Origin of the sequence: Janthinobacterium sp. GMG1, from assembly GCF_034427795.1 — a bacterium.
Lineage (GTDB): Bacteria > Pseudomonadota > Gammaproteobacteria > Burkholderiales > Burkholderiaceae_D > Janthinobacterium.
The window spans coordinates 694,344-717,393 of record NZ_JAXQNT010000001.1 but is presented as its reverse complement, the minus strand read 5'-3'; the positions used below and the strand labels follow the sequence as shown (position 1 = coordinate 717,393).

General features: G+C 51.1%; 21 protein-coding genes. All 21 read right to left on the bottom strand.

Annotated features, from left to right (window positions below; genetic code table 11):
- Window positions 1-26: 26 nt before the first annotated feature.
- On the bottom strand, window positions 27-1,964 hold the full coding sequence (locus SJI03_RS03330) for a nucleoside-diphosphate sugar epimerase/dehydratase (RefSeq protein WP_322426246.1): 1,938 nt from the start codon (window positions 1,962-1,964) through the stop codon (window positions 27-29).
- A 104-nt stretch (window positions 1,965-2,068) separates the two neighbouring features.
- Window positions 2,069-2,629 carry a sugar transferase gene (locus SJI03_RS03325; RefSeq protein ID WP_322426245.1) on the bottom strand — a complete coding sequence of 187 codons (561 nt, stop codon included), beginning with the start codon at window positions 2,627-2,629 and terminating at the stop codon, window positions 2,069-2,071.
- Complete coding sequence (locus SJI03_RS03320; protein ID WP_322426244.1) at window positions 2,630-3,586, bottom strand: SDR family oxidoreductase; 957 nt, start codon at window positions 3,584-3,586, stop codon at window positions 2,630-2,632.
- Window positions 3,587-3,609: 23 nt separating this feature from the next.
- Complete coding sequence (locus SJI03_RS03315) at window positions 3,610-4,686, bottom strand: DUF1972 domain-containing protein (protein ID WP_322426243.1); 1,077 nt, start codon at window positions 4,684-4,686, stop codon at window positions 3,610-3,612.
- Window positions 4,687-4,779: 93 nt separating this feature from the next.
- On the bottom strand, window positions 4,780-5,886 hold the full coding sequence (locus SJI03_RS03310) for a glycosyltransferase family 4 protein (RefSeq protein WP_322426242.1): 1,107 nt from the start codon (window positions 5,884-5,886) through the stop codon (window positions 4,780-4,782).
- A 2-nt stretch (window positions 5,887-5,888) separates the two neighbouring features.
- Complete coding sequence (locus tag SJI03_RS03305) at window positions 5,889-7,091, bottom strand: hypothetical protein (protein ID WP_322426241.1); 1,203 nt, start codon at window positions 7,089-7,091, stop codon at window positions 5,889-5,891.
- Between the two features lie 3 nt (window positions 7,092-7,094).
- Window positions 7,095-8,579 (bottom strand): hypothetical protein, encoded by a 1,485-nt coding sequence (locus tag SJI03_RS03300; RefSeq protein WP_322426240.1) that lies wholly within the window; start codon window positions 8,577-8,579, stop codon window positions 7,095-7,097.
- On the bottom strand, window positions 8,572-9,453 hold the full coding sequence (locus SJI03_RS03295) for a phytanoyl-CoA dioxygenase family protein (protein WP_322426239.1): 882 nt from the start codon (window positions 9,451-9,453) through the stop codon (window positions 8,572-8,574). Before SJI03_RS03295 ends, SJI03_RS03300 begins: the two co-directional genes overlap by 8 nt.
- Window positions 9,441-9,986 carry an acyltransferase gene (locus SJI03_RS03290; RefSeq protein WP_322426238.1) on the bottom strand — a complete coding sequence of 182 codons (546 nt, stop codon included), beginning with the start codon at window positions 9,984-9,986 and terminating at the stop codon, window positions 9,441-9,443. The genes SJI03_RS03295 and SJI03_RS03290 overlap by 13 nt, the downstream gene beginning before the upstream one ends.
- Window positions 9,983-11,218: a hypothetical protein gene (locus SJI03_RS03285; protein ID WP_322426237.1), complete on the bottom strand. Its 1,236-nt coding sequence runs from the start codon at window positions 11,216-11,218 to the stop codon at window positions 9,983-9,985. Before SJI03_RS03285 ends, SJI03_RS03290 begins: the two co-directional genes overlap by 4 nt.
- Window positions 11,219-11,395: 177 nt before the next feature.
- A complete protein-coding gene (gene pseI / locus SJI03_RS03280; RefSeq protein WP_322426236.1) occupies window positions 11,396-12,454 on the bottom strand; it encodes a pseudaminic acid synthase in 1,059 nt (352 codons plus the stop codon).
- Entirely contained in the window at window positions 12,447-13,991 is a 1,545-nt protein-coding gene (gene pseG, locus SJI03_RS03275) for a UDP-2,4-diacetamido-2,4,6-trideoxy-beta-L-altropyranose hydrolase (protein WP_322426235.1), read from the bottom strand. The genes pseI and pseG overlap by 8 nt, the downstream gene beginning before the upstream one ends.
- Complete coding sequence (locus tag SJI03_RS03270; RefSeq protein WP_322426234.1) at window positions 13,988-15,277, bottom strand: aminotransferase class III-fold pyridoxal phosphate-dependent enzyme; 1,290 nt, start codon at window positions 15,275-15,277, stop codon at window positions 13,988-13,990. Before SJI03_RS03270 ends, pseG begins: the two co-directional genes overlap by 4 nt.
- Before the next feature lies 1 nt (window position 15,278).
- Window positions 15,279-16,058: a glycosyltransferase family protein gene (locus SJI03_RS03265; RefSeq protein ID WP_322426233.1), complete on the bottom strand. Its 780-nt coding sequence runs from the start codon at window positions 16,056-16,058 to the stop codon at window positions 15,279-15,281.
- Window positions 16,058-16,957: an aldo/keto reductase gene (locus tag SJI03_RS03260; protein WP_322426232.1), complete on the bottom strand. Its 900-nt coding sequence runs from the start codon at window positions 16,955-16,957 to the stop codon at window positions 16,058-16,060. Before SJI03_RS03260 ends, SJI03_RS03265 begins: the two co-directional genes overlap by 1 nt.
- On the bottom strand, window positions 16,954-18,111 hold the full coding sequence (pseC, locus tag SJI03_RS03255) for a UDP-4-amino-4,6-dideoxy-N-acetyl-beta-L-altrosamine transaminase (protein ID WP_322426431.1): 1,158 nt from the start codon (window positions 18,109-18,111) through the stop codon (window positions 16,954-16,956). The genes SJI03_RS03260 and pseC overlap by 4 nt, the downstream gene beginning before the upstream one ends.
- Before the next feature lie 9 nt (window positions 18,112-18,120).
- Window positions 18,121-19,131 (bottom strand): UDP-N-acetylglucosamine 4,6-dehydratase (inverting), encoded by a 1,011-nt coding sequence (gene pseB, locus SJI03_RS03250; protein ID WP_322426231.1) that lies wholly within the window; start codon window positions 19,129-19,131, stop codon window positions 18,121-18,123.
- Window positions 19,132-19,651: 520 nt separating this feature from the next.
- Window positions 19,652-20,518 (bottom strand): dTDP-4-dehydrorhamnose reductase, encoded by an 867-nt coding sequence (gene rfbD, locus SJI03_RS03245; RefSeq protein WP_322426230.1) that lies wholly within the window; start codon window positions 20,516-20,518, stop codon window positions 19,652-19,654.
- Window positions 20,515-21,060, bottom strand: coding sequence for a dTDP-4-dehydrorhamnose 3,5-epimerase (rfbC, locus tag SJI03_RS03240; RefSeq protein WP_322426229.1), 546 nt, complete (start codon window positions 21,058-21,060; stop codon window positions 20,515-20,517). Before rfbC ends, rfbD begins: the two co-directional genes overlap by 4 nt.
- Before the next feature lie 8 nt (window positions 21,061-21,068).
- On the bottom strand, window positions 21,069-21,956 hold the full coding sequence (gene rfbA / locus SJI03_RS03235; RefSeq protein ID WP_322426228.1) for a glucose-1-phosphate thymidylyltransferase RfbA: 888 nt from the start codon (window positions 21,954-21,956) through the stop codon (window positions 21,069-21,071).
- Window positions 21,953-23,035, bottom strand: coding sequence for a dTDP-glucose 4,6-dehydratase (gene rfbB / locus SJI03_RS03230; protein WP_322426227.1), 1,083 nt, complete (start codon window positions 23,033-23,035; stop codon window positions 21,953-21,955). The genes rfbA and rfbB overlap by 4 nt, the downstream gene beginning before the upstream one ends.
- Window positions 23,036-23,050 lie beyond the last annotated feature (15 nt).

Below are 23,050 nucleotides of genomic sequence, written 5' to 3'. Positions count from 1 at the left end.
TGCTGACACAGCCTGCAAAGCTTGAATTAATGCAACGAAGACTTGAGTCCGCTCTGGCTATCGCACGACGACTTATCATTGGCGCACCAGATCAAGTCTTCGATATCACATTGTGGCTCGTACTCCATCACGATGCGCAGCAATAGCGCGCGCACGGTGACATGATCAAATTGATCACAAGCGGCCCCCAACTCCAGCAACATGCCATCGAGTCTAGGCCATGGAATTTCGGCCTCCTGAGCACGCATAATCAATGGATGCTCGGTTCCTTCCACATTGTCCCCAATCAGAAGCTCCTCATACAATTTTTCGCCAGGCCGCAAGCCTACATGCTGGATTTCGATCGTTCCGTTTGGTGTTAACTCACTTTTAACGTCTAGACCGCTTAAATGGATCATGCGTTTGGCCAAGTCAACAATCTTCACCGGCGCGCCCATATCCAGAACAAAAACATCGCCGCCAGACCCCATGGCACCGGCTTGCAACACCAACTGCGCTGCCTCTGGAATCGTCATGAAATAGCGGGTAATCTCAGGATGGGTAATCGTAATGGGTCCCCCTGCAATAATCTGCTTGCGGAACAAGGGAACCACCGAGCCGGATGATCCCAATACGTTTCCAAAACGAACCATGCAGAAACGTGTCTTGTCCTGTTCGCGCGAAAACGCCTGAAGTATCAGTTCAGCCAGACGCTTGGTGGATCCCATGACATTTGTCGGTCGTACCGCCTTGTCCGTGGAAATCAGCACAAAGCGCTTAACGTTCGCGGCAATGGCCGCACGCGCCATGCTCAAGGTGCCAAACGCGTTGTTACGTATGCCTTCGATGGGATTATGTTCCACCAAAGGCACATGCTTGTAGGCGGCAGCGTGATACAGCGTTTCAACACCAAAAGTACGCAGAATTTTTTCACATTTCTCGGTATCGAGTACAGAACCGAGAAATGGCATCAGTTGCACTTGAATATTTCTCTGGCGCAATAATCCTTGTAGTTCCTGCTCGATAGAATAAAGCGCAAATTCCGACATTTCCAGCAATATCATTTGCGCCGGGCGCTGATTCAGAATCTGGCGGCACAGTTCAGAACCAATTGAGCCACCGGCTCCGGTGACCATAACAACTTTTCCTGTGATGCACATTGCCATGAGATCTTGATTTGGCTCAACGGCATCACGTCCAAGTAAATCTTCAATTTCCACCTCTCGCATATCCTGAATGCGTGCCGATCCATTGATCAGATTCTTAATCGGTGGCGCCACCAGCGTCTTCACCTTAAGCGGCTCGAGCTTGTCGAGAATGCGACGCTGCTGCGCCTTCGACAAGGACGGCATCGCCAATACAATTTTAGAAATCTCCTTGGATTCAATCAGATCGGCCAGTGCCGTTGACGGATACACGGTGATACCGGCAATCGTGGCACCTCTCAGTTCTTTCTTATCGTCAATAAACACGACAGGACGATACTCGCCAGCATGGCTCAGGGCTTGAGCCAGCTGATTGCCAGAGACTCCGGCGCCGTAAATGGCAACACGAACACTGTCCATTTTCCTGCTTGCATGCGAAAAATAGCCTCGTGCAATAAAACGGCTTGCAGCGACATACATAATGGCGCTAACCCAATAAATTCCAAATACTCCGCGAGAAAGACCAATCATACTGGTAGCAAACGCAGTCACTGCCAGCAGTATTGCCACCGACAGCGTGACGCCAAACAGCACCACATAAATGATCTTGTAGTCGATGAAGCGAATAACTGCCCGGTACAAACCCAGGCGAATAAATATCGGAATCGAAACTAATGGCGCCGCCATGATCAGCCACAGATACGGACGAATCACGTCAGGACCGGCACTATCGAAGCGCAGAAAAATGGCCGCGAGAAAAGTCAGAGGCAGAAAAATCAAGTCTGCCGTCACAGCGACGATTTGCTTGCGTCTGCGAGGAAATTCCAATAACAGCTTCATTAATACACCCAATAAGAGAACCACACTATTAATCCAGTACGCAATCCATGCGTATGTACTGCATTGAACTCAGGCCGCGCCGCGGCGAGAAGCACGGTCCGGCATCAATGTTTGATGCCGTCGCGCCGCAATACTTTAACTAAGGTCATTAAGATGATCCGCATATCGAAGAGCAGCGACTGTCTCTGCGCATATTCCACGTCCAGCTTAACCTTCTGCGGAATAGGCAACTCATCGCGTCCGTTAACCTGGGCCCAGCCTGTCAAGCCCGGGCGTAGGGCATCAACGCCGTACTGCGTACGTAGGGCAATCAGATCCTCCTGATTAAAAAGGGCTGGACGTGGGCCAACAACGCACATGTCCCCACACAGAATGCTCCACAATTGCGGCAACTCGTCGAGACTGGATTTGCGCAAGAAAGAACCCGGAGGAGTCAAGAACTGGGCCGCATCCGTCAGCAAATGGGTAGCCACCGCCGGTGTATCAACGCGCATGGTGCGAAACTTAGGCATCTTGAAAATACGGTTATGGCGCCCAACGCGATCTGACCAGTACAGGACCGGTCCACGCGAAGTCAGGCGGACAACAACTGCTACCAGCAGCAGGGGCACACAAAAAATCACAAAGGAAAATAAAACAAAACAAAGATCAAATAATCTTTTCATTTACGACCGATCAGCTAAAGATAAAAAATGCGCTACTGTCTTGCGGATGCCGTCTTCGACGCTTGCCGGCGGCACCCAGTCGAGCGTCGCGCGGGTATGCGCAATGTCCACTTGCAAGGAGCCAAGCAAGCGACTGGCGGCGGCAGATTTCCCCAACAAGCCAGCAGCCCCTGCCAGCAGTCCCACGGGCATCGAAAACAGAGACGGCCGCATCTTGCCCATTGCAAAGGACAGGGAACGCAACAATTCGGTAATACTCAAATCATGGTCGTCGGAGACCAGAAAAACCTCGCCCGGCGCACGCGGATGCCAGCAGCATACAGTCAGCAAATCAACCAGATTATCGAGGCCTACCATGCTGCGCCGATTATGTACGGCGCCCAGTGGCAAGGGAATCCCCCGCTTGAGCAACTTCATCAGATGCTGGAAATTTGCGCGGACACCGGGACCGTACACCAGCGGCGGACGCACAATAACCAATTCCAGGCCGGTTTCCTGCGCCAGCGCCTGCAAATCGCGTTCAGCTTCCATCTTGGAAACACCATAAGGATCCAATGGCGCAGGCTGGTCCTTGGAGGTAAATGGTGTGCCGTGGGTAGCCTCGCCGTTCACCTTGATACTGCTGACATAAATAAAGCGCCGTACTTCACTCTGTACAGCCTGACGGGCCAGGTTCAAGGTAGCGTCCACGTTCACGGAGCGAAATGCCGCCAGCGGGTCGCTCGATTGATCATCCATGACATGAACACGTGCGGCCAGATGAACCACAACGTCGCAACCAGTCAATGCCGCGGACCAATCAGTTTGCGCGGTCAACTCACCCACCTCTAAACGAGAAGGCAAAGTGGATGCCTGGCGCACAGTTCCCACATAAGACATATCCTGCGCATCCAGATGCGCGCACAATGCCGCGCCGACAAAACCGGTTGCACCCGTGACGAGTATTTTATCTGGCATTTGGTGTTCCACGAGCGAGAGCATCAAAACAACTGCGCATATTGGTTGGCGATGCGATCCCAGGTATAAAACTCCTCTGCCAGGGCTTTCATCTGCACACCGATGGCCTTGAGCTGCTCATCGGAGCTTGTTTCAAGTATCACTTTCAGCCCCGCGGCATCCTCAAAAGGCAGTCCCGCACCATGGGTCGTGAAGCGGTTGAAGTCGCAATCAAAATACGCAATTGGCAGTCCCAGATACATGGCCTCGACCAACGAGGGGTTAGTGCCCCCTGCGCTATGTCCATGAATGTAAATGTGACAATTTCCGCGAATCTGATTCAGTATCTCGGGATCATAAATAGGATCCAATAAATGCAGATGTGGAAGGTGTTCGTATTTCTTGCGTAAAGCTTCGCCGTAAGCACTGTTACGCCAGTTGCCTATCATGACCATGTCCATGCCGGAATACGTTGAAAAACACTCCAAAATAATATCAATATTATTTTCCGGTTCAATCCGACATACCTTGAACGCATAGCGCCGGGATGCAAAGGCGTACTTCTGTAGCACATCAACCTCAAGACTACGGTTCTGCGCATGATCAGCGCCGTATGCAATCAAAACTCCCGTGCGTCCATACTGGTTCTGTACATAGGCCTGGATGGCTTGATTATCCACAACCACGACATCAGCGGCCCGCACAGCGGCAGCCTCGGACTTTTTCAGGAACCATTTGGCAAATTTGCTCCATTTGGCACGACGCCACTCAAGGCCATCGATATTAACGATGACCTGCTTCTTGGTGATAAGCTTAATAAGAGGCAAAAATATACATCCGGAAACACCAAGAACGACAATCACGTCGGCAAAGCGGCTGGCCTTCAGCATAGAGACTACATCATAGGGAATACTCTGCACGCCATTGGCATCCAGATTGATATATTCAAGTTTTGCGCCGTTATAGCTGCTCGGCTTCTCATCATACTTCTTCGCGCTACAGTACACCGTAAATTCATACCGAGTGGCTAAATGGCTGGTCAAATGATCGACCAAGGTCTCCCAGCCACCATAACGTGCAGGAAGTCCGACGGAACCAACAATTGCGATTTTCTTCAACATAATAACAACCAATTTCTTATTATAAATCTGATGTAATTTTAAAAATTACAAGAAAAACAACCCATACTGCTATCCATTCTAAATGGCTGCGCCTCAGGCTGCACGCAGGTCCCTGATCAAAGCATTCATTTCAGCGATAAACTTTTCACGCATGAAATCCTTGGCACGCAAGCGTGCGGCCTCGGACATCCTGTAGCACAGCGCTGCATCGTCGGCCAAGCGCAAGACATGGGTATGCAGACTGTCAGTTTCACGCGAATCGACAAGAAACCCCTCGACCCCATCAGTGACGATCTCCGCTGGGCCTCCTACTGGAGGAACAATGACCGGAATGCCAAATGTAATAGCTTCCAGCACCGTCAAGCCGAAGGTTTCCTGCCAAAGATCAACTCGCGCAAGACTCAATACCAAGCTAGCCTGGGCGTAATATGCCGGCGTATCCAGCGTTCTGGGATGCACCGTCAATTGCGATGGGCAAGCTGCTGTCGAAAAGTATGCGTTGATTTCAGACTGATCGCCATTAATGACCAGATCAAAATGTATATCCTTCCGTGCAGACAGCGAGTTGACCAACGCAATTAATTCCACTATCCCCTTGTAATCACGCAGCGATGCGATCATCAATACATTGAAAATCCCCTGGCGACGCGGCTCGTAAACGGAGCTCCCGCCTTTCTTCTCAAAAGCATGATCCAGTGCATTATAGATACAACGACTTTCCACCCCAGGGATTGGCAACAATTGCATATGCGCCTTGGAGACATACATATTTAAGGTTGATGTCCACCTCACCAAACTCACCAGAAAATATCGGAGAGCGGCTGGCCGGATCGATATCTCGTGCACATGATAGATAACTATACGTCCTGTCAACTTCCCATATATAGCAGCACCAAATGGAAGCAAAGTATTTACATAAACAATGGCATCCCTGGCAATACTTCGATCGCGTAGAAGCTTAAAAAACAAACACAGCTGGCTAAAAAAATAAGTAAATAAAGTGACAAATTTATTATTCGAGCGAATATACCAGTATTTACCTCGTGAAATCTGGCAATCTGAGAGGAATCCATCAGTATCACCAGAAACATAAAGTTTCTCGTTTTGTCCCTCACCTTTCAGTGCCGAAATTGTGTCACGCAAAACCTTAGGACTACCAGAAAAATCGTTAAGCAAATGGCAAAAAACAATCTTTATCATCTTCATTTCTTCGAATCTTTTTTATAGGTGTCGAAAGACAGCAACATACAGGCCAAGCCGAAGAAAATGACATGGCTCCATTCAGTCAACCCTTGCAATATGATCCCTTTCGCCAACACAATCAACATGATCCAGCTGCCGGTCCACGCATATATGGCATGTGGGCTCTTACGCAATACCATCCACACGCGAACTTTCCTCACAATATATAGTGCAAAAAAGCATAGCCCAAGCAGCCCGAATTTCAGCACGATCGTCAGATAACTATTGTGCAGCAACGGTATCGTGTCATTGCCATCGAAATCCAGTACACCATCTGGCAACGAAATACGCGATCCCAAGCCATAACCCACGATCGCAGGCAAAGCAGCACCTTCGCTGAAATGATCAAATAAAGCCTGATTTTCGATGTATCGCCATCCAAGAGATGGGTCTGCATCCTCGGCATTGCTGGCCAAACGCTCCTGTACTACGTCCAGTTCGATGATCTTGGGCATCAGAACAGCAACAATAATGCCAAAAGCAATTAAACCCCGCATAACTCGAACATTGCTGAATAAATGCCGTCCTATCGTCAATAGCAACACCAGACCAATAAATAGATCAAGCAGTACATCGGTGCGCGATAGCGAAGCAATCGTTCCGGCGATGCAGAGAAATATGCGATAACCATAACGGGATGCCTGTTCTGATGTTTTCCGCAGCAAGGCAATATTAACGATCAAAAAATAAGGCAGCCAACCATGCGAAAGCGGTACATATGTCCCTCGCCAATGATAGGCATCCGCGCCATCGAGATATGCCAGAAGGGCAAACATGATAGTGATCACCGATATTGCCACGCCGATGTCCGACAAGGTCTGCATCAGAAGCTTGACATTTCCCCGTCCAACCCATAGGGGAATGACATAACGTCCTATCATAAAGGCAAATATCGCACCTACATCTCGAAAAATATCCCTAGCATCCTGATGCGTCTTTATCGCAAAAAAGATGGAAAAGGTCAGTACCAGAGAAATGGCGAAAAAATCGATGTTCAACTCTGGCGCCTTGATAAAGCGCGAATACCTACATTTCCAGGCAAGCATCAGGGATAAAGCACAAAATGCAAAGAAGTAGCCGCTATACATTGGCTCAATCATTTTTTGAGCAACGGTAATGATCAAAAATAATGCGACAACTGCCCAACTTCTGCTAGCTGGCATGAATCATCCCACCTTTTCGTTCGCGGCGAGCAGCGCATCCAGCTTGAGATGAACCAGCCGGGCCACACCACTTAATGCAGCGTCATTACCAAGGCTATTACGAAAGTCAAATGAACCAGGCGTACCGAATTCAACATACGCAGCAGTAGCGTCGATCAGGGCCTCTTTCTGAACGGGTTGGTAGCTAAGCAAGCGGCCCAGTGCCGGTTCCAGTTCGGAAAAATTGCATACACGCTGAACGTTCGGGAAATAGCTGTAAAACACCGTTCCCAACGCGATGACAGGCTTGTTCAAGACCGCCGCCTCGAATCCCACAGTACTCGTCAAGGTGATAACGCCACGGCTACGTCGCACGATTTCTTTGGTGGGGAGATGCGCTGCCAGCAGCCTTACATTCGGCAAAGCATTGAGCTGGCGATAGAATGACAGTGGTTGCAATGCTACCGCGGAAGGATGCTCCTTCACATACAGCATTACCCCCACTGGCAGACGAAATGCGATGGCCTTGATGGTATTCATCTCATCCACATAATCAGGCGCCAGCACCGAGGTGGAGGCTTCCGGATGAAAATGTAATGGATAGAGCAAATATGGCTCATCCTTGGTTGTAACTGAATATTCCTTCATCGCTCGTCCCAGTTTCAGACGACGAGATAATGAACGCTTAAAATAGGCAATAGAAAGTTTGACCGGATCACCATGCTGATAGGCTAATGCACAATCTTCACGATATTGGCGACTATAGCGCCAACCTCGCAAGAAATGCTGTATCTTGTCAATTTTGAAGTACTTTCCAAGCAAACCAATCTGATCGAGTCCATTTATCTTCATATAATCAGGAACACTATGATCGATATGTGCAACATATTGGGCCGCAATTTCTCTCGACTCATCCGACACGCCGCCAGTATGCCTACGCGCAAATAAATCTCCAATCGTAACATCGTCGGCCAATGCGCCAGTGCTGCTCAACTCAATACGTCCCGGTATTCTCGATGGGCTAAGGCTGAGAAATGGGACGCCAGCAGCTTGTGCCCATTCAAATGCAGCAATAGCGAAGCTATTGCTGACCGGCTCGTACAAAACCGCCGTAACTTCCTCTTCGATAAAAATCTCTGCAAAAAAGCGCGATAACATTTCGGGGATATCGCGGTACTGCACAGCACCATTGGCATTGAGCGGGGGTACAATGTCCATAGTCAGAAATCGATCGAAATCAGAATACAGCGATGCCCAGCTTTTCTGCGATTGCAATGTAGTTGCATCAAGCGGCAGCTTGCTCTTGAGGTAATCTGTAAAATACCACGCATCTTTCAAACTGCAGTTTTCTGCGTACAATACATCAGAAAGATGAGAATCCAGAGCAAAAACTACGCGATAGCCTTCAGCTATCAGTTTTGGCGCCAATTCTTCAAAATATGTGCGCGAATACGCTGCCGCATTGATCAGGCATAAAATGGTTTTCTTTTTCAAAATAGTATCAGTCATTTATTAATGATGTTGCCAGCTCTGGCTGAATATCCGCCGCCGGCGCTACAATCAACGGTGAGCGGAAAATAGATTCAGTTACGGAATAACGGAACTGTATCAACAAGCGCTTCCCTGATTTCGGCAGCTGCCCTTTGTGTATGCCAAAGGTATCTTCCATGAACGCATCACCAGCTTTTCCCGTCATAATACGTATCCGCTCCACTCCAAATGCTGCTTTAACCTCGGAGTCAGATAATCGACGATGCTCGGTCAAAGTATTTTGCACATGCGAGCCAGCCACAAAAACGTGAGGTCCATTTTCCTCGCCCACTTCGGTGGCATATAAGAAGAACTTCAGAAAACGAATAGAATCGTTGTCCCGATGAAAATTCTCTGCTTCTTCTGGCTCATCATTGCCAGATACCGACCACCATGCCTGAATACTATCCAGATATGGGCGGCAGCCAAAATAGGCAGTAACTAGATCAATTAAGCGTCGGTCGTAGGCAATTGCATGCAATTGCTCAATCTGCGCAGCACAGGGAATCTGCGCCACATGGGTTCCTTGCGGAATTTGATCATGGCGAAACTCCCCCAAATGCTCGCGCCAAGGGTCAAAGCAATTGAACTCGGACAACGCCGTGCGCAATTTGGCAATCTCGGCATCATTCATAAACCCCGGCATCATGCAGACGCCGTGTTTTTTTAACTCTGCAATTCCAATATCAGTATTGGCCGGTGCACCACGCGGGCGCAACCAGGTAATCATTTTCGCGAGACGGCCACGCGTTGCCGGACTGCGCACGCGTTCTTGTACTCTGTGCCAAGCACGTGTGATCAGCGTAGGCTGGACGCCTTTTTTTTCGATCGCTAACAGTTTCATGATTTCCATTCTTCGACTATTTCCAACTTCCGTTTTAACTCACGCGTCGCAGATCCCACAATGATGGCGCCAGCGGGAACGTCACGACTGATCACCGCACCAGCTCCGATGATGGCACCATCACCAATATTCACGCCACCCAATACCGTCACGTGCGCCGCCAGCCAAACACCGTTACCGATGGAAATCGGCTTGGCGATATGCGGATACGGCAAGGCAGCAGATAAATCCAGTGTGGCTGTTTCAATTGTCACGCCGCGCGATATCCGTACATAATTCCCCAGCACGACCGGCGCCATCGCTCCGATCTGACAATCGGCACCTATGATGACATTGCTACCGATGGTGATATTTTCGGGATATTTCAAATCTGTCCGAATATCGAGGCTCAAATTACCGGCGCCAGGAAAGAGCGTCGCGCTCTTAGCGAGTGAACAGGCCCGCAAAATCAATACGCCGGCGAGGCTACCTATCCTGTAAGACCATTTACCTAACCAAGATGTGGCTAGCCAAGCAATCAGTTTATTAATTATTTTTTTCACAATTCACCATTTTTACTAAGACGATTGAACCAGTATTTTCTCACCGCAGAAATCAGTATCGCTACAACCAGAGGTGAAACTACCGCTCCAGCAATTCCAAAAAGCTCGATGAAAATTAAATTCGCCAATATGGAAGCCAACAGGGCTCCGCCCATCATGATCAACAATATTCGGTCCTTATGTCCGGCATATAAAGCCAAATGAATCGGCTGAGTCCATACTATGAATCCCTGGCCCAGCAACAGAAATGGCAACATCCACAGCTTGTCGGTATATTCCTGCCGCGACAAGACCAAAATAAGTGGCCATGCGGTCAGACAAATAGCTGCAGATAGAGCAGTACAACAAATCAGCAATCGTTTCATCACGTGCCGCATGTATTCCTGCCTACCCTTGAGTTTTTGCCCGAATCGCATTAATAACTCCGGCAATGCAATATTTGTCACCACCGTTTGCGCGACGGAACCCAGCGTATTGCCCAAGGTCTGAAAAAATGAAAATACGCCAACCGCACTTGGTCCAAGCAACATTTGCAAAATAAACCGTTCCAAATTCCCCTGCAGAACGGTTGCGGCGGAAATGACGTAGTAGGCGCGTGCATTATATAAGCCACGAAAAAGATAGTTCTTTCGCGGCCGGCACTTACATACAATCAATTTCCTGAGTACCCATATACCCCAAATGACACCAGACAGGGAAAATATGGCCCACAAAAATAGAATGTCGCGGAGCACATGTTCGTTGGAATGCAAAAAAAAGAATGCAATTGGTTGCCAGGCCGCCGTACGCAGGAAACCGATAAATATCGAGTGCACGGGCTGCCTGTTCAATATCAGATAGCGCGATAGTTCCTGCATTATTGTTCCACTAAACAATAAAATACCCAGATACAGCAAACTCAAGGTATCTGTCGTGAAGTTCAATATATGTGCAGCGAACAAGCCCAACACTGTTGCCAATGGCGCGGTGAATGCCAGTAAACGACGATGAACGCGCATTAATACCTTGAGTCGCCGCTGACTCGCACTGCGCGCAAATCGCCTTGAGGTGAAAGTATGAAACTCCAATCCCGCCAGGTAAATAGCGACAGATTCCATGGCGACTGCCAGCCCATATAGCCCCATAATCGCCGGACTAGCGTAACGCAACAAGAGCAGCATGAAACCGAGACGTATTGCCAACCCACCGCCATGAATGGCCATGGAAAATATACCGGACCTGATTTCACTCATATTTCAAAATGCCATTTTTCATCACATTGCGCAACTTACTCGTAGTTTTTATATTCAGAACCCTCACTACCAGATAAAAATAGCGCGGAAAGAAAAATATGCAGGCAAGCCATCAGATATTACAGCCGGGGAGGAATTTCCCACCCGGGCCGCACTACTACCATAAATCACTAAACCTTACCCCAAGATAAGGTTCCAGTTAAGCGCCGTGCCAGCCTTTACATCCTGCTTGACGGGTTGTCCCATGACCAGCTCATAGTGCTTGGTCGGCAAGCCTAAGCCCGGGCGAATGGCACGCAAATTTTGCGGCGTCAGGATATCGCCCGCTTTCATGTCTTGAGCAATGTACAGGGAGCGGCGGAACATCAACGATTTTTTTTCTTTTTCGGTGACGCCATAGCTGATCTTGCCCAGTGCCTGCCAGGCGCGCTCTGTTTCAATGACCAGCGATTGCATTTCGTGCGGCTCCATGGAAAACGATGAGTCGACACCACCGTCGGCCCGGTTCAGCGTAAAGTGTTTTTCAATCACAGTGGCACCGAGTGCCACGCTGGCGATCGACACGCCTACTCCCATGGTATGGTCCGACAAGCCGGCTTCGCAATCAAACATCGCACGCAAATGCGGAATCGTCAGAATATTCGTATTTTCCGGCGTGGCAGGATACGTACTGGTGCATTTAAGCAAGATCAAGTCCTTGCAACCCGCTTCGCGCGCAGCCCGCACCGTTTCATCCAGTTCCGCGATGCTAGCCATGCCGGTCGAGATAATCAACGGTTTTCCTGTGGCGGCCACACGACGTATCAACGGCAAGTCGGTATTCTCAAACGAGGCGATCTTGTAGCAATCCATGTCCAGCGTTTCTAGGAAATCGACCGCCGTATCATCAAACGGAGTGCTGAACGGAATCATCCCCAACTCGCGGGCGCGATCAAAAATCGGCTTATGCCACTCCCACGGCGTATAGGCTTCACCATACAACTTGTACAGGGAGGTTCCTGCCCACAAACTATTCGGATCGCTGATGTGAAATTCACGCTCGTTCAAATCGAGCGTCATGGTATCTGGCGTATACGTCTGAATTTTAAGCGCATGCGCTCCCGTTCTTGCAGCCGCCTCGACGATTTCCAGTGCGCGTTCTAGCGACTGATTATGGTTACCGGACATTTCGGCAATCACGAAAGGAGGATGATTCTTGCCGATCAGGCGGTTACCAATTTTGATGGAATCAGTCATGTTGCAGCACCTTCTTAAAATAGGTAGTGGAGTTCCTGACATAATCAGCTGCCAGGAACAGACGGTGCGAAGGCTGGTTATCGCCCAGAACTTCCGCCCGTATTATTGTTATATCAGAACGCATATTGCGCAGCCATTGTTCTGCGCCAGCAAGCAGCTCCGTACCCTGCCCCCGTTTCTGCGTTCCTGGCACGAGATAAATCGATACTTCCGCACTGCTTTGCGCCAGGTCGAAACGAACCACGCCAACTGGCTGGCCGTCGCGCTGCTGGCCAATCAACAAAATGCGCTGCGGGTCGGCCAACAGGCCAGCCAGCCAGCGTTGATGATTCTCCAGCGGAATGGGCGCGCTGTTGCGCGACACCGCGCGGATCGACTCATCATTACGCCAACGCATCAAGTTGGCCGAATCAGTCTCACTGGCAGTACGCAAGACAATCGAGCACATACCTAGCTTGCGCGCCACGCGCGCTGCGCCACGACCATCAACCACGGCATGGCTCTGGTGCGACAGAAATTGCCGCAAGCCAGGATTATCAAGCAAGGAGATGTAATGATTCAGCAACCGCTCTTCCAGCTCAGGCCCAGGCCCAATTTCCGGCGCATACACCAGCCCTCCCAGCGCGGCATCCTCAACCAGCTGTCGTTGATTATCGGCGACACACAAGGTCAGAGCAGGCAAGCCCAGGCTGCAACGCTCCCAAGTCGCTGTCCCGCCGGCGCCAATGGCAAGGTCGGCCGCGGCCATCAATTCAGCCATGCGCGAGGTCTGTATATGGCAAGTAAAACCATGCTGCAAGCACACAGCTTCGATCGCCGCACGCGCCGGATGGCGCGTGCCGATCACCACATCGACCTGTATGTCCGGCCGGTTTGCCCGTGCCAGTGCAGCAATGGCCGGCATCGTGTAATTATCTGCATCGACACCGCCAAAGAATACCAGCACGCGACGTACCGCAGCACCCCGTGGTCCGCACTGCGCGCGCCAGTGGGCAAACTCATTCCTCAGCAAGGCATGACCCGGTCCCAGCAACGTCAGACAAGCCGACGACAGCAAGCCGTCATAACGTCGCTGCATATCATGATAATAGTTCTGATCGAGCAAAACATTGCAGTCATGCGCGCGATCAGCAAGGTCATCGATTACCATGATCTGGTGCGCAAACGCCCTGGCCGCCTGCTCCCAGCGCGCCTCGAGTGCGTAATGGTCGACAATGATCCAGTCCGCTGCGGGCCGTTCCGCCAGCAGTGTGCATACCTCCGCAAGCTCCTGCTCCAGTGGAACCCCCAGCCAGGCCAGATGCGGCGGCGAGACAGCAGCGTCCGTTGTCTCACCGCACACAGCAACTGCCAGGCTTAGCACCTCGAATTGCTGTGTACGTAGCCAATCAATATAGTTACCCGGAAGTTCCCGGCAAATGAAGGTGATCGCCGCCCCACGCAACCTGAGCTCTTCCGCCAAGGTCGCGCAGCGCATGACATGTCCGCTTCCCATGTGCAAGGAAGCATCCACGCGGATAACGATGGAACTATTCATCGCACCTTGAACAGTGGTTCCAACGGCTTGCAACGCAGCATACTTTCCAAGTTACCATCCTTGACGCCAGCAACCAGCATGGGCACTACTTCTTCATAGGCTGCGAACAGCTTTTCCAGATCGCTGTCGCTATGGCTGTAGTTGACGTTATGCGTACCGAAAGTCAAGATACCGCGCGCCAACATTTCTTGCATGAACAAGGTCTTGATGTGCCATTGCGTATAAGGAGCAGCATCCTTGATCAACACGAAACTCCAGCTTGGATGACCAGCAACACTCATGATGTGCTGCGCTGCGTTCGTCTCAATGATGGCATTGAGACGGTCGATAATTTTCTGGCCCTGCTCCTGTATCCTCGCCACAACCGGTTCGCGCTGCAATTTCTCCATCGTCGCCAGGGCTGCCGCCAGCGACAGCGTTTCGCCACCGAAGGTGAACGAGAAGAAAATTTCTTCCATCAGCTTCATCACATCGGCGCGGCCAGCCACGGCTGATACCGGATAGCCATTCGCCAAGCCCTTGCCGAACGTCGCCAGGTCAGGTGTGACGCCAAATAGCTCTTGCGCGCCACCATTGGCGTAGCGGAAGCCAGTGATGGTTTCATCGAAGATCAACAGGGCGCCGTGCTTGTGCGCGAGCTCCTTGACCCCTTGCAGGAAGCCTTCCTTTGGCTCATACACATTCATCGGTTCGAGGATCACGGCCGAAATCTGCTCGGGGAAATCGGCGAACAGCTTTTCCAGTGATGCCAGATCGTTATACGCAAACGTATGCGTCAACTCACGCGTGGCGACCGGTACACCGCGGTTACGCGCGGTCGAACCAATATACCAGTCTTGCCAGCCATGGTAGCCGCATACAGCCACATGCTCTCGATTGGTGTAGGCGCGCGCTACACGGATAGCGCCGGACGTGGCGTCCGAACCATTTTTACCGAAACGCACCATCTCGGCGCAAGGAACGATTTCGCAAATTTTTTCAGCGACCAGCATTTCAATCTGATGCGGTAGGCTGAAAATCACACCTTCATCCAGTTGTGCTTTTACCGCATTGGTCACGTCTTCGTCGTTATAGCCCAACGTGATCGAGGCCAGGCTGCTGATGAAATCGATGTACTCGTTGCCATCCACGTCCCATACATGGCTACCCTTGCCGCGTTGAATAAAATACGGCGAAACACCCAAGGGATATTGAGTTTTGCTCTTGCTGAAAGTCTGAGAGCCGAGCGGGATCGTTTTAAGGGCGCGTTCCAATAACTCTTCAGAGCGTTGATAGCGTGTAGACATATTAATTCTCTATGGTGTGGGTGGTAGTCGGTACAGCATCGGCGGCGAGCGATTTCAGCAATCCTTCGTTACGTCCATGCATGGTGTTCCAATTTGCTAATTCAGGGCGGCGCTCCAGCAGCGACAAGACGTCCTGCATGGAAAAGCACTTGTTTTCACAATACAGTGCTTCATAGATCATGGAGACCAATTCAAAATCTTTGGGCTCATCCACTGTCCAGCGCAAATGCGACAAATCCCTTGCGCTGCGGTAGACACCGACTTTGTAACGCTGGGCCTGCTGGTGGATAAATGGCGTGACATGCTCGCGCTGCGATGGCAGGCGCGCTTCGCGCCACGCATCATCCAGGCAAGGAGCGCGGAAAATCTCCACATCGAGTCCATCGGGATAAGTAGCCTCGACACAATTGCTGACATAATCGTAGTCACCGGCCAGATAAAAAGCGATGACTTCATCGATCAGAGCCGGATCGGTCAGTGGACAATCGGCCGTCAGGCGGACGATATGCTCAGGAGAAAACGTTTGCGCTGCCTGGTGAAAACGCTCCAGCACGTCATTTAGATCGCCCCGGAAACAAGCGATGTTATTTGCCAGACACAGTGCCTCAATGGCGTCATCCGAAGATTCGCGACTAGTCGCCACCAGCAAGTGATCGATCTGGCGTACGTCACGCAAACGCTCGATCTGGCGCAGCAGCATTGGCTCGCCCAACAAAGGCTTGAGCACCTTGCCTGGCAGCCGCGATGACGAAACACGGGCTTGTAATATTGCCAATATCATTACTTCCCCTTTGTCTGTTGCCACAAGGCCGGATTGACGAGCGCCTCATCGCTGATCGCAAAGGCGTCATAGCCCACATGCTCCCCGCTTGCGGCCACGTATCTGTCCGCCATGCATATTTCTTGCAGTTGTGCACTAGAATTGACGCCACAAACCACATGGTCGATCTCTTCCAGGCCGGTCACAAAACCCAGCGCAGCTTGCAGCGACGTCAACCCTTGCCGGGCGATAAAGCGGTGATAGGCAGCCAAGTGCTCACGCACGTCATCAAAATGGGCAGGCAGATCGCTGGGCGCCATCAACAGTAAACCTTGCAGGAAAACGGAACGGGCATGTATTTCAACACCGGCTTGTTTCAACTTGCGCAAATGGCCGCTATGCAACAGGCGCTGATCCAGCACATTGATAGGTAATTGAATCAAGTCGATCTGAAAGCGCGCCAACACGGCATCAATCTGCTGCCCTGTATACACGGACACCCCGATTTTGCTCACTAGGCCACGCGCCTTCAACTGCACCATACGCTCCATCAGCACTTCGCCACCAGGCAACAGCAAATCGTCAACCCGGTGTATCAGCAGGCCATACACGGCGGCGCGCTGCAGCTTCAGCAATGAAGCATGCAGACTCTCTTCCAGTTGCTGCGCGTCAGCAGTACCTAGCACGGCGCCGGCAAACTGCGGCGTCTTGGTCACGATGTCGAAAGACGCGCTTGGTGCCATGGTGCGTCCGAGTACAGTTTCGCTATCGCCATATAGCGCCGCAGTATCGATCAATTTCAATTTCAGCCCGGCCGCGGCGGTCAAAATGGCCGCAACTTCCGTTTCGCATACCTTGCCGGCCGCATTGGCAATACCATAATCGAGCCCGAACTGTACTGCGCCCAATCCAATTTTCATTTCAGCGCTTCCCGCAAGGCCTCAATCACGCGATCCTGCTGCTCTTCCGTAAAGGTGGCATACATCGGCAAGCTGATGGCTTGCGCATAATAATGTTCTGCCTCCGGGAAATCGCCAGGTTTAAAGCCTTTTTCCTGATAGTAAGGCTGAGTATGTACAGGAATATAGTGCAGGTTGACGCCGATTGAGTTGGCGCGCAACGCGTCAAAAATGGCGCGGTGGGACTGCGTCAGGCGCTCGGTCTGCAGGCGAATCACGTACAAGTGCAGGCCCGAATAGCCGTCCGCATGCTGCCATGGCGTAATAACCGGTAATTCTGCCAGCAATGCATCATAGCGACGCGCCATGGTATGACGGTATGCCACGAATTCATCAAGCCGTGCCATTTGGCTCAGACCAAGTGCCGCCTGCATATCGGTCATGCGGTAGTTATAACCGAGTGTGATCTGCTGGTAATACCACGCGCCATCAGGTGCATGCGTCATCTGTTCCGGGTCGCGCGTAATGCCGTGGCTACGCAATTGCTGCAAGCTAATCGCCAGTTGCGCATCCTGCGTCGTTGCCATACCACCTTCGGCGCTGGTGATAATTTTCACTGGATGAAAACTGAAAACGGTAATATCGCTATACTGACAATTGCCGATCGGTTCACCACGATATTTTCCGCCGATCGCATGCGAAGCGTCTTCAATAATCTTGAAGCCATATTCCTGGCCCAGGGCATGGATGGAGGCCATATCGCAAGGTTGACCTGTCAAGTGCACGGGGATGAGCACTTTAGGCAATCGGCCGGCAAGTTTCGCCTGCGCAAGCTTTTGCTTCAGTACCTCAATGCTCATATTGTAGGTATGGGCATCAATATCGACAAAATCGATATCGGCACCGCAATACAAAGCACAATTGGCGCTGGCAACAAAAGTGTTCGGACTGGTCCAGACCAGATCCCCCGGGCCGACGCCCAAAGCCAGGCACGCGATGTGCAAGGCGCTGGTCGCGCTATTGACAGCCACCGCGTAGGGGACACTGCAATACGCTGCTACCGATTGTTCAAACGCTGGCACTACCGGCCCCTGCGTCAGAAAGTCCGAGCGCAAGACATCGACCACAGCCTGGATGTCGGCCTCAGAGATATCTTGTCGGCCATAAGGAATCATTGTCATGTTTTACGCGGTATGAGTTGGGTCGACGTGAGTCTGGATCAGCTCGCGCAATTGTTCTTTGGTCAGGAAATCAGTATTGCTACCACTATCGTAAGAGAATCCCGGCGGAACCAGCTTTGCCCCCATCTTGTCACAATACTCTTGCGTCGAATACTTGGCGCTCATCGGCAAAATAGCGTAATAACGACCCATGTCGACGGTATTGAAACTGTCGCTAGAAGTAATCATCTCTTCATGGATCTTTTCGCCAGGGCGCACGCCGACAACCGGGAAGCTGCATTCAGGTCCAATTGCTTCGGCCACATCGGTGATGCGGTAGGAAGGAATCTTCGGCACCAGAACCTCACCGCCCCATGCATTTTCAAGCGACCACAGAACCATGTCGACGCCCTCTTGCAGGCTGATATTGAAACGGGTCATGGCCGTATCGGTAATCGGCAGGACGCCCGTCGCGCGGCGTTCGAGGAAGAAAGGAATCACGGAGCCGCGGCTACCCATGACGTTGCCGTAACGAACGACGCTGAAACGCAAATCGCGATTACCGACGATATTGTTAGCCGCAACGAACAGTTTGTCCGAGCACAGTTTGGTGGCGCCGTACAGATTGATCGGCGCAGCCGCCTTGTCCGTTGACAGGGCAACCACACGCTGCACCTTGGTATCCAGGCATGCCTCAATCAGATTTTGCGCACCCAGCACATTGGTCTTGATGCATTCGAACGGATTGTATTCCGCAGCTGGCACCTGTTTCAGCGCAGCAGCGTGGATCACAATATCGATACCTTCCAGCGCACGGCGCAGGCGGGCCTCATCGCGAATATCGCCAATGAAATAACGGATGCCTGCATATTTCTCATCCGAAAACTCATGCGCCATTTCAAACTGTTTCAATTCATCGCGCGAAAATACCACAAGGCGCTTGATCGTTGGATAGCGTTCCAGCACGGTTTTCACGAATGCTTTACCGAACGAACCGGTTCCACCGGTAATGAGGATAGACTTATCTGATAACATTTTTATATTTAAATTAAATTGAATGACAAAATTAAGACGGAGTACAGCCTCAGGATGCTTTGACAATATTAATCAATTGAAAATATCCATCTGCATATACCATGCTGTTTTTACGCAGCCATATTGCGAACGCCTCCGGGCAATCCGAAAAAGGACGTACCTTGCTGCGCATTCAATGCGGATATTGGAAACGCATCAAGAAACATAGCTAGTGAAGAGTGTGAAATATTTCCTCAAAAAATAGAGAAACGATGCTGAAACTTTATTTATTAGCAACTCTTAAATGTTGAATTATTTTTAAAACAAATGCTTCCTTAGCAACAAGAAATTGGCGAAATTAAAACTGCCAGGAAATATTTCTCATTGCTATCTTAAAAATTCCCACCACATTTTAACATTAGTGAGTTGTCTGAAATGCGGTTTTTCGCTAAAAAACACCTACTGGCACGCATTCCATGTTGACCCACAATCACATCGCCACACACTTTTCAATATGGAAAATGAATATGGCTTGTATCAATCAGGGCTCCATGCATAAGCGCAAAGCTGCCGTCCACTCAGGCAAATCGCAGAACACCTGCCGCAGGCGCTCACTCGATAACAAGGAAGAAGCGGGACGAGGAGCAGGCAAGGGATACTCACTCGTCGTGATCGACCTTACCTGTGGCGGTGATGCCAGAGCGGCATTTCGAAGGATTTCCTCAGTAAAACCAGCCCAGGTGGTGCTGCCTTGCGCACTCAGGTGATACACACCGCCATGACGGCGCCACCAGTCAGGCCGATCCGCTCCAATCCGCGCCACGATATGCGCCGTAACATCGGCAATCGTTCGGCACCAGGTCGGTGCACCATACTGATCACCAACGATGCGCAGCTCAGGACGCTCCTGCGCCAGGCGCAGCACAGTCAGCAGAAAATTCTTGCCGCGCATCCCATAAACCCAACTAGTACGCAAGATCAGATGATCGATACCTGCCGCCTGAATTGCTTGCTCTCCAGCCAACTTGCTACGTCCATAGACATTGATCGGCGCCGTTACATCCTCCTCCGAATAAGGGCCATTTTTTGCCCCATCGAACACATAGTCGGTCGAATAATGAATCATGGCCGCACCCAGCTTGCGAGCCTCCTCGGCCATCAACTCTGGCGCGCGGGCATTGACCAGCATGGCCAATTCAGGCTCACGCTCAGCCTGGTCTACCGCCGTATAGGCGGCCGGATTGACAATCAGGTCAGGTTTGACGGCACGGATAACATCACGCACCTGATCGAGGTTCGACAGATCCATTTGTGCACGGCCGGGAGCGACGATATCACCGAGACCCTGCAAGCTGCGGAGCAATTCATAACCGACTTGACCAGTACTACCTGTCAACAATATTTTCACGCGAATACCTCTGCATTGGCCAACAATACGCCCACTTGATCCTTGCTCGACAACAGTGGCTCCCCATCGAGCGGCCATTCAATGCCAATGGCAGGATCATTCCACTGGAGGCTGCGTTCAAATTGCGGCGCCCAGTAGTCGGTCGTTTTGTACAGGAACTCGGCCGAGTCGCTGGTTACGATGAAGCCGTGCGCAAAACCAGGCGGTATCCACAACTGTCGCTTATTTTCGGCGGACAACAGAACCCCTACCCAGTGACCGAAAGTCGCAGAACTTTTACGCAAGTCCACCGCAACATCAAATACCTCGCCAGCGACAACGCGCACCAGCTTACCTTGCGCCTGCTGGATTTGGTAATGCAGTCCACGCAATACATTTTTGGCGGATTTTGAGTGATTATCCTGAACAAAATGAGCATTAACTCCGGTTAATTCTTGGAATTTTTTCTGGTTAAAACTTTCGTAGAAAAAACCACGATCATCCCCGAACACCTTCGGCTCGATTATCATTACGTCGGCAATCGCCGTCTTCTGGATTTCCATAATAATAGTCAAAATACTTTTTCATTTAACAATCGCAACAAATACTGGCCATAGCTATTCTTTTTCAACGATTGCGCAAGCTTGTTTAATTGCTCCGCGTCAATATATCCACGATGGAAAGCAATTTCTTCTGGACAAGCCACTTTCAGGCCCTGCCGATTCTCAATCGTGGCAATAAATTGCCCAGCCTCCAGCAATGACTCATGCGTTCCGGTGTCGAGCCACGCCATGCCACGCCCCATATGTTCGACAGTTAACTCGCCACGCTGCAAATAAATCTGATTAACATCGGTAATTTCCAACTCACCGCGCGCCGATGGCTTGATCGATGCCGCGATGTCCGCAATCTGCTTGTCGTAAAAATACAGGCCTGTAACAGCATAATGAGACTTGGGCTGCAAGGGCTTTTCTTCGATACTGACGGCGCGCCGCTGCGCATCAAATTCAACCACGCCATAGCGTTCAGGGTCATGCACATGATACGCAAATACCGTAGCCCCCTCCGTACGGCTGGATGCGGCAAGCAGTTGCGACTCGAAATCGTGTCCGTAATAGATGTTATCGCCCAAAATCAGGGCGGATGGCGCATCGCCGATAAATTCCCGACCTATGATGAAGGCCTGCGCCAAGCCATCAGGCGAGGGTTGCACGGCGTAGCTCAGCTCCAGCCCCCACTGGTGTCCATCGCCCAACAACTCCTGGAAGCGGGGTGTGTCTTGTGGCGTCGAGATAATCAATATCTCGCGGATACCCGCCAGCATCAGGGTCGTCAACGGATAATAAATCATTGGCTTGTCATACACCGGCAATAACTGTTTCGATACAGCCATCGTCACTGGATACAAGCGAGTACCCGACCCACCCGCCAGGATAATTCCCTTACGCTGCAGACTCATGACGTTGGCTCCAAGACGGCGCGTTGCGTATAGTTCTGTTGGACCCAGTTCAAATAGGCACCTGACTGGATATTCTGCACCCAGTCCTGATGATCGAGATACCATTGCACCGTCTTGGCAATGCCACTTTCGAAGGTCTCTGCTGGCTTCCAGCCGAGTTCACGTTCAATCTTGCGCGCATCAATCGCATAGCGGCGGTCATGACCAGGACGATCCGCGACATAGGTAATCTGGCTACGGTAAGATGCTCCGTCCGGCTTTGGATCGAGCCGGTCAAGGATATCGCACAATGTATGCACGACACTGAGGTTGGTCATTTCGTTCCAGCCGCCGACATTGTAAGTTTCCCCGACGGCGCCCTGCTCCAGCACCCGACGTATGGCCGCGCAGTGATCACCGACATACAACCAGTCGCGCACCTGCTGACCGTCGCCATAGATAGGCAGGGCTTTGCCAGCACGGGCATTGGCGATCACTAGCGGGATCAATTTTTCAGGAAAGTGAAATGGCCCGTAGTTATTGGAACAATTCGTCGTCAGCGTAGGCAAGCCATAGGTGTGATGGTACGCGCGCACCAAATGGTCCGATGCCGCCTTGGTGGCAGAATAGGGACTGTTCGGTGCGTATGGCGTCGTTTCAGTAAACGGCGCGTCATCCGGCCCTAACGTGCCGTACACTTCGTCGGTGGAGACGTGCAAAAACCGAAAAGCAAGGCGCTCCGCATCTGGCAATGCCGCCCAATAGCCGCGCACGGCATCAAGCAAATTGAAGGTCCCGTTGACATTCGTCTCGACAAACGCAGCCGGCCCCAGAATGGAACGATCGACATGACTCTCCGCGGCAAAATGCAGCACGGCACGCGGTCGATACTGTGCCAACAAGGCAGCCACCAGGGCCGTGTCGCCGATGTCACCGTGGACAAAAATGTGTCGGGGATCACCATTCAATGACTGCAGATTTTGCAGATTGCCAGCATATGTCAATTTATCCAGATTAATCACAGGTTCATTGCTATGCGCCAACCAATCCACCACAAAATTGGAACCAATAAAACCGGCGCCGCCACTTACTAATATCATATTAATGCCCCTATA

Bases quoted from the DNA above. Each gene is read 5' to 3' on its own strand.
- SJI03_RS03330 (WP_322426246.1), bottom strand. From the start codon at position 1,964: ATGAAGCTGTTATTGGAATTTCCTCGCAGACGCAAGCAAATCGTCGCT.
- SJI03_RS03325 (WP_322426245.1), bottom strand. From the start codon at position 2,629: ATGAAAAGATTATTTGATCTTTGTTTTGTTTTATTTTCCTTTGTGATT.
- SJI03_RS03320 (WP_322426244.1), bottom strand. From the start codon at position 3,586: ATGCCAGATAAAATACTCGTCACGGGTGCAACCGGTTTTGTCGGCGCG.
- SJI03_RS03315 (WP_322426243.1), bottom strand. From the start codon at position 4,686: ATGTTGAAGAAAATCGCAATTGTTGGTTCCGTCGGACTTCCTGCACGT.
- SJI03_RS03310 (WP_322426242.1), bottom strand. From the start codon at position 5,886: ATGATAAAGATTGTTTTTTGCCATTTGCTTAACGATTTTTCTGGTAGT.
- SJI03_RS03305 (WP_322426241.1), bottom strand. From the start codon at position 7,091: ATGCCAGCTAGCAGAAGTTGGGCAGTTGTCGCATTATTTTTGATCATT.
- SJI03_RS03300 (WP_322426240.1), bottom strand. From the start codon at position 8,579: ATGACTGATACTATTTTGAAAAAGAAAACCATTTTATGCCTGATCAAT.
- SJI03_RS03295 (WP_322426239.1), bottom strand. From the start codon at position 9,453: ATGGAAATCATGAAACTGTTAGCGATCGAAAAAAAAGGCGTCCAGCCT.
- SJI03_RS03285 (WP_322426237.1), bottom strand. From the start codon at position 11,218: ATGAGTGAAATCAGGTCCGGTATATTTTCCATGGCCATTCATGGCGGT.
- pseI (WP_322426236.1), bottom strand. From the start codon at position 12,454: ATGACTGATTCCATCAAAATTGGTAACCGCCTGATCGGCAAGAATCAT.
- pseG (WP_322426235.1), bottom strand. From the start codon at position 13,991: ATGAATAGTTCCATCGTTATCCGCGTGGATGCTTCCTTGCACATGGGA.
- SJI03_RS03270 (WP_322426234.1), bottom strand. From the start codon at position 15,277: ATGTCTACACGCTATCAACGCTCTGAAGAGTTATTGGAACGCGCCCTT.
- SJI03_RS03265 (WP_322426233.1), bottom strand. From the start codon at position 16,058: ATGATATTGGCAATATTACAAGCCCGTGTTTCGTCATCGCGGCTGCCA.
- SJI03_RS03260 (WP_322426232.1), bottom strand. From the start codon at position 16,957: ATGAAAATTGGATTGGGCGCAGTACAGTTCGGGCTCGATTATGGTATT.
- pseC (WP_322426431.1), bottom strand. From the start codon at position 18,111: ATGATTCCTTATGGCCGACAAGATATCTCTGAGGCCGACATCCAGGCT.
- pseB (WP_322426231.1), bottom strand. From the start codon at position 19,131: ATGTTATCAGATAAGTCTATCCTCATTACCGGTGGAACCGGTTCGTTC.
- rfbC (WP_322426229.1), bottom strand. From the start codon at position 21,060: ATGGAAATCCAGAAGACGGCGATTGCCGACGTAATGATAATCGAGCCG.
- rfbA (WP_322426228.1), bottom strand. From the start codon at position 21,956: ATGAGTCTGCAGCGTAAGGGAATTATCCTGGCGGGTGGGTCGGGTACT.
- rfbB (WP_322426227.1), bottom strand. From the start codon at position 23,035: ATGATATTAGTAAGTGGCGGCGCCGGTTTTATTGGTTCCAATTTTGTG.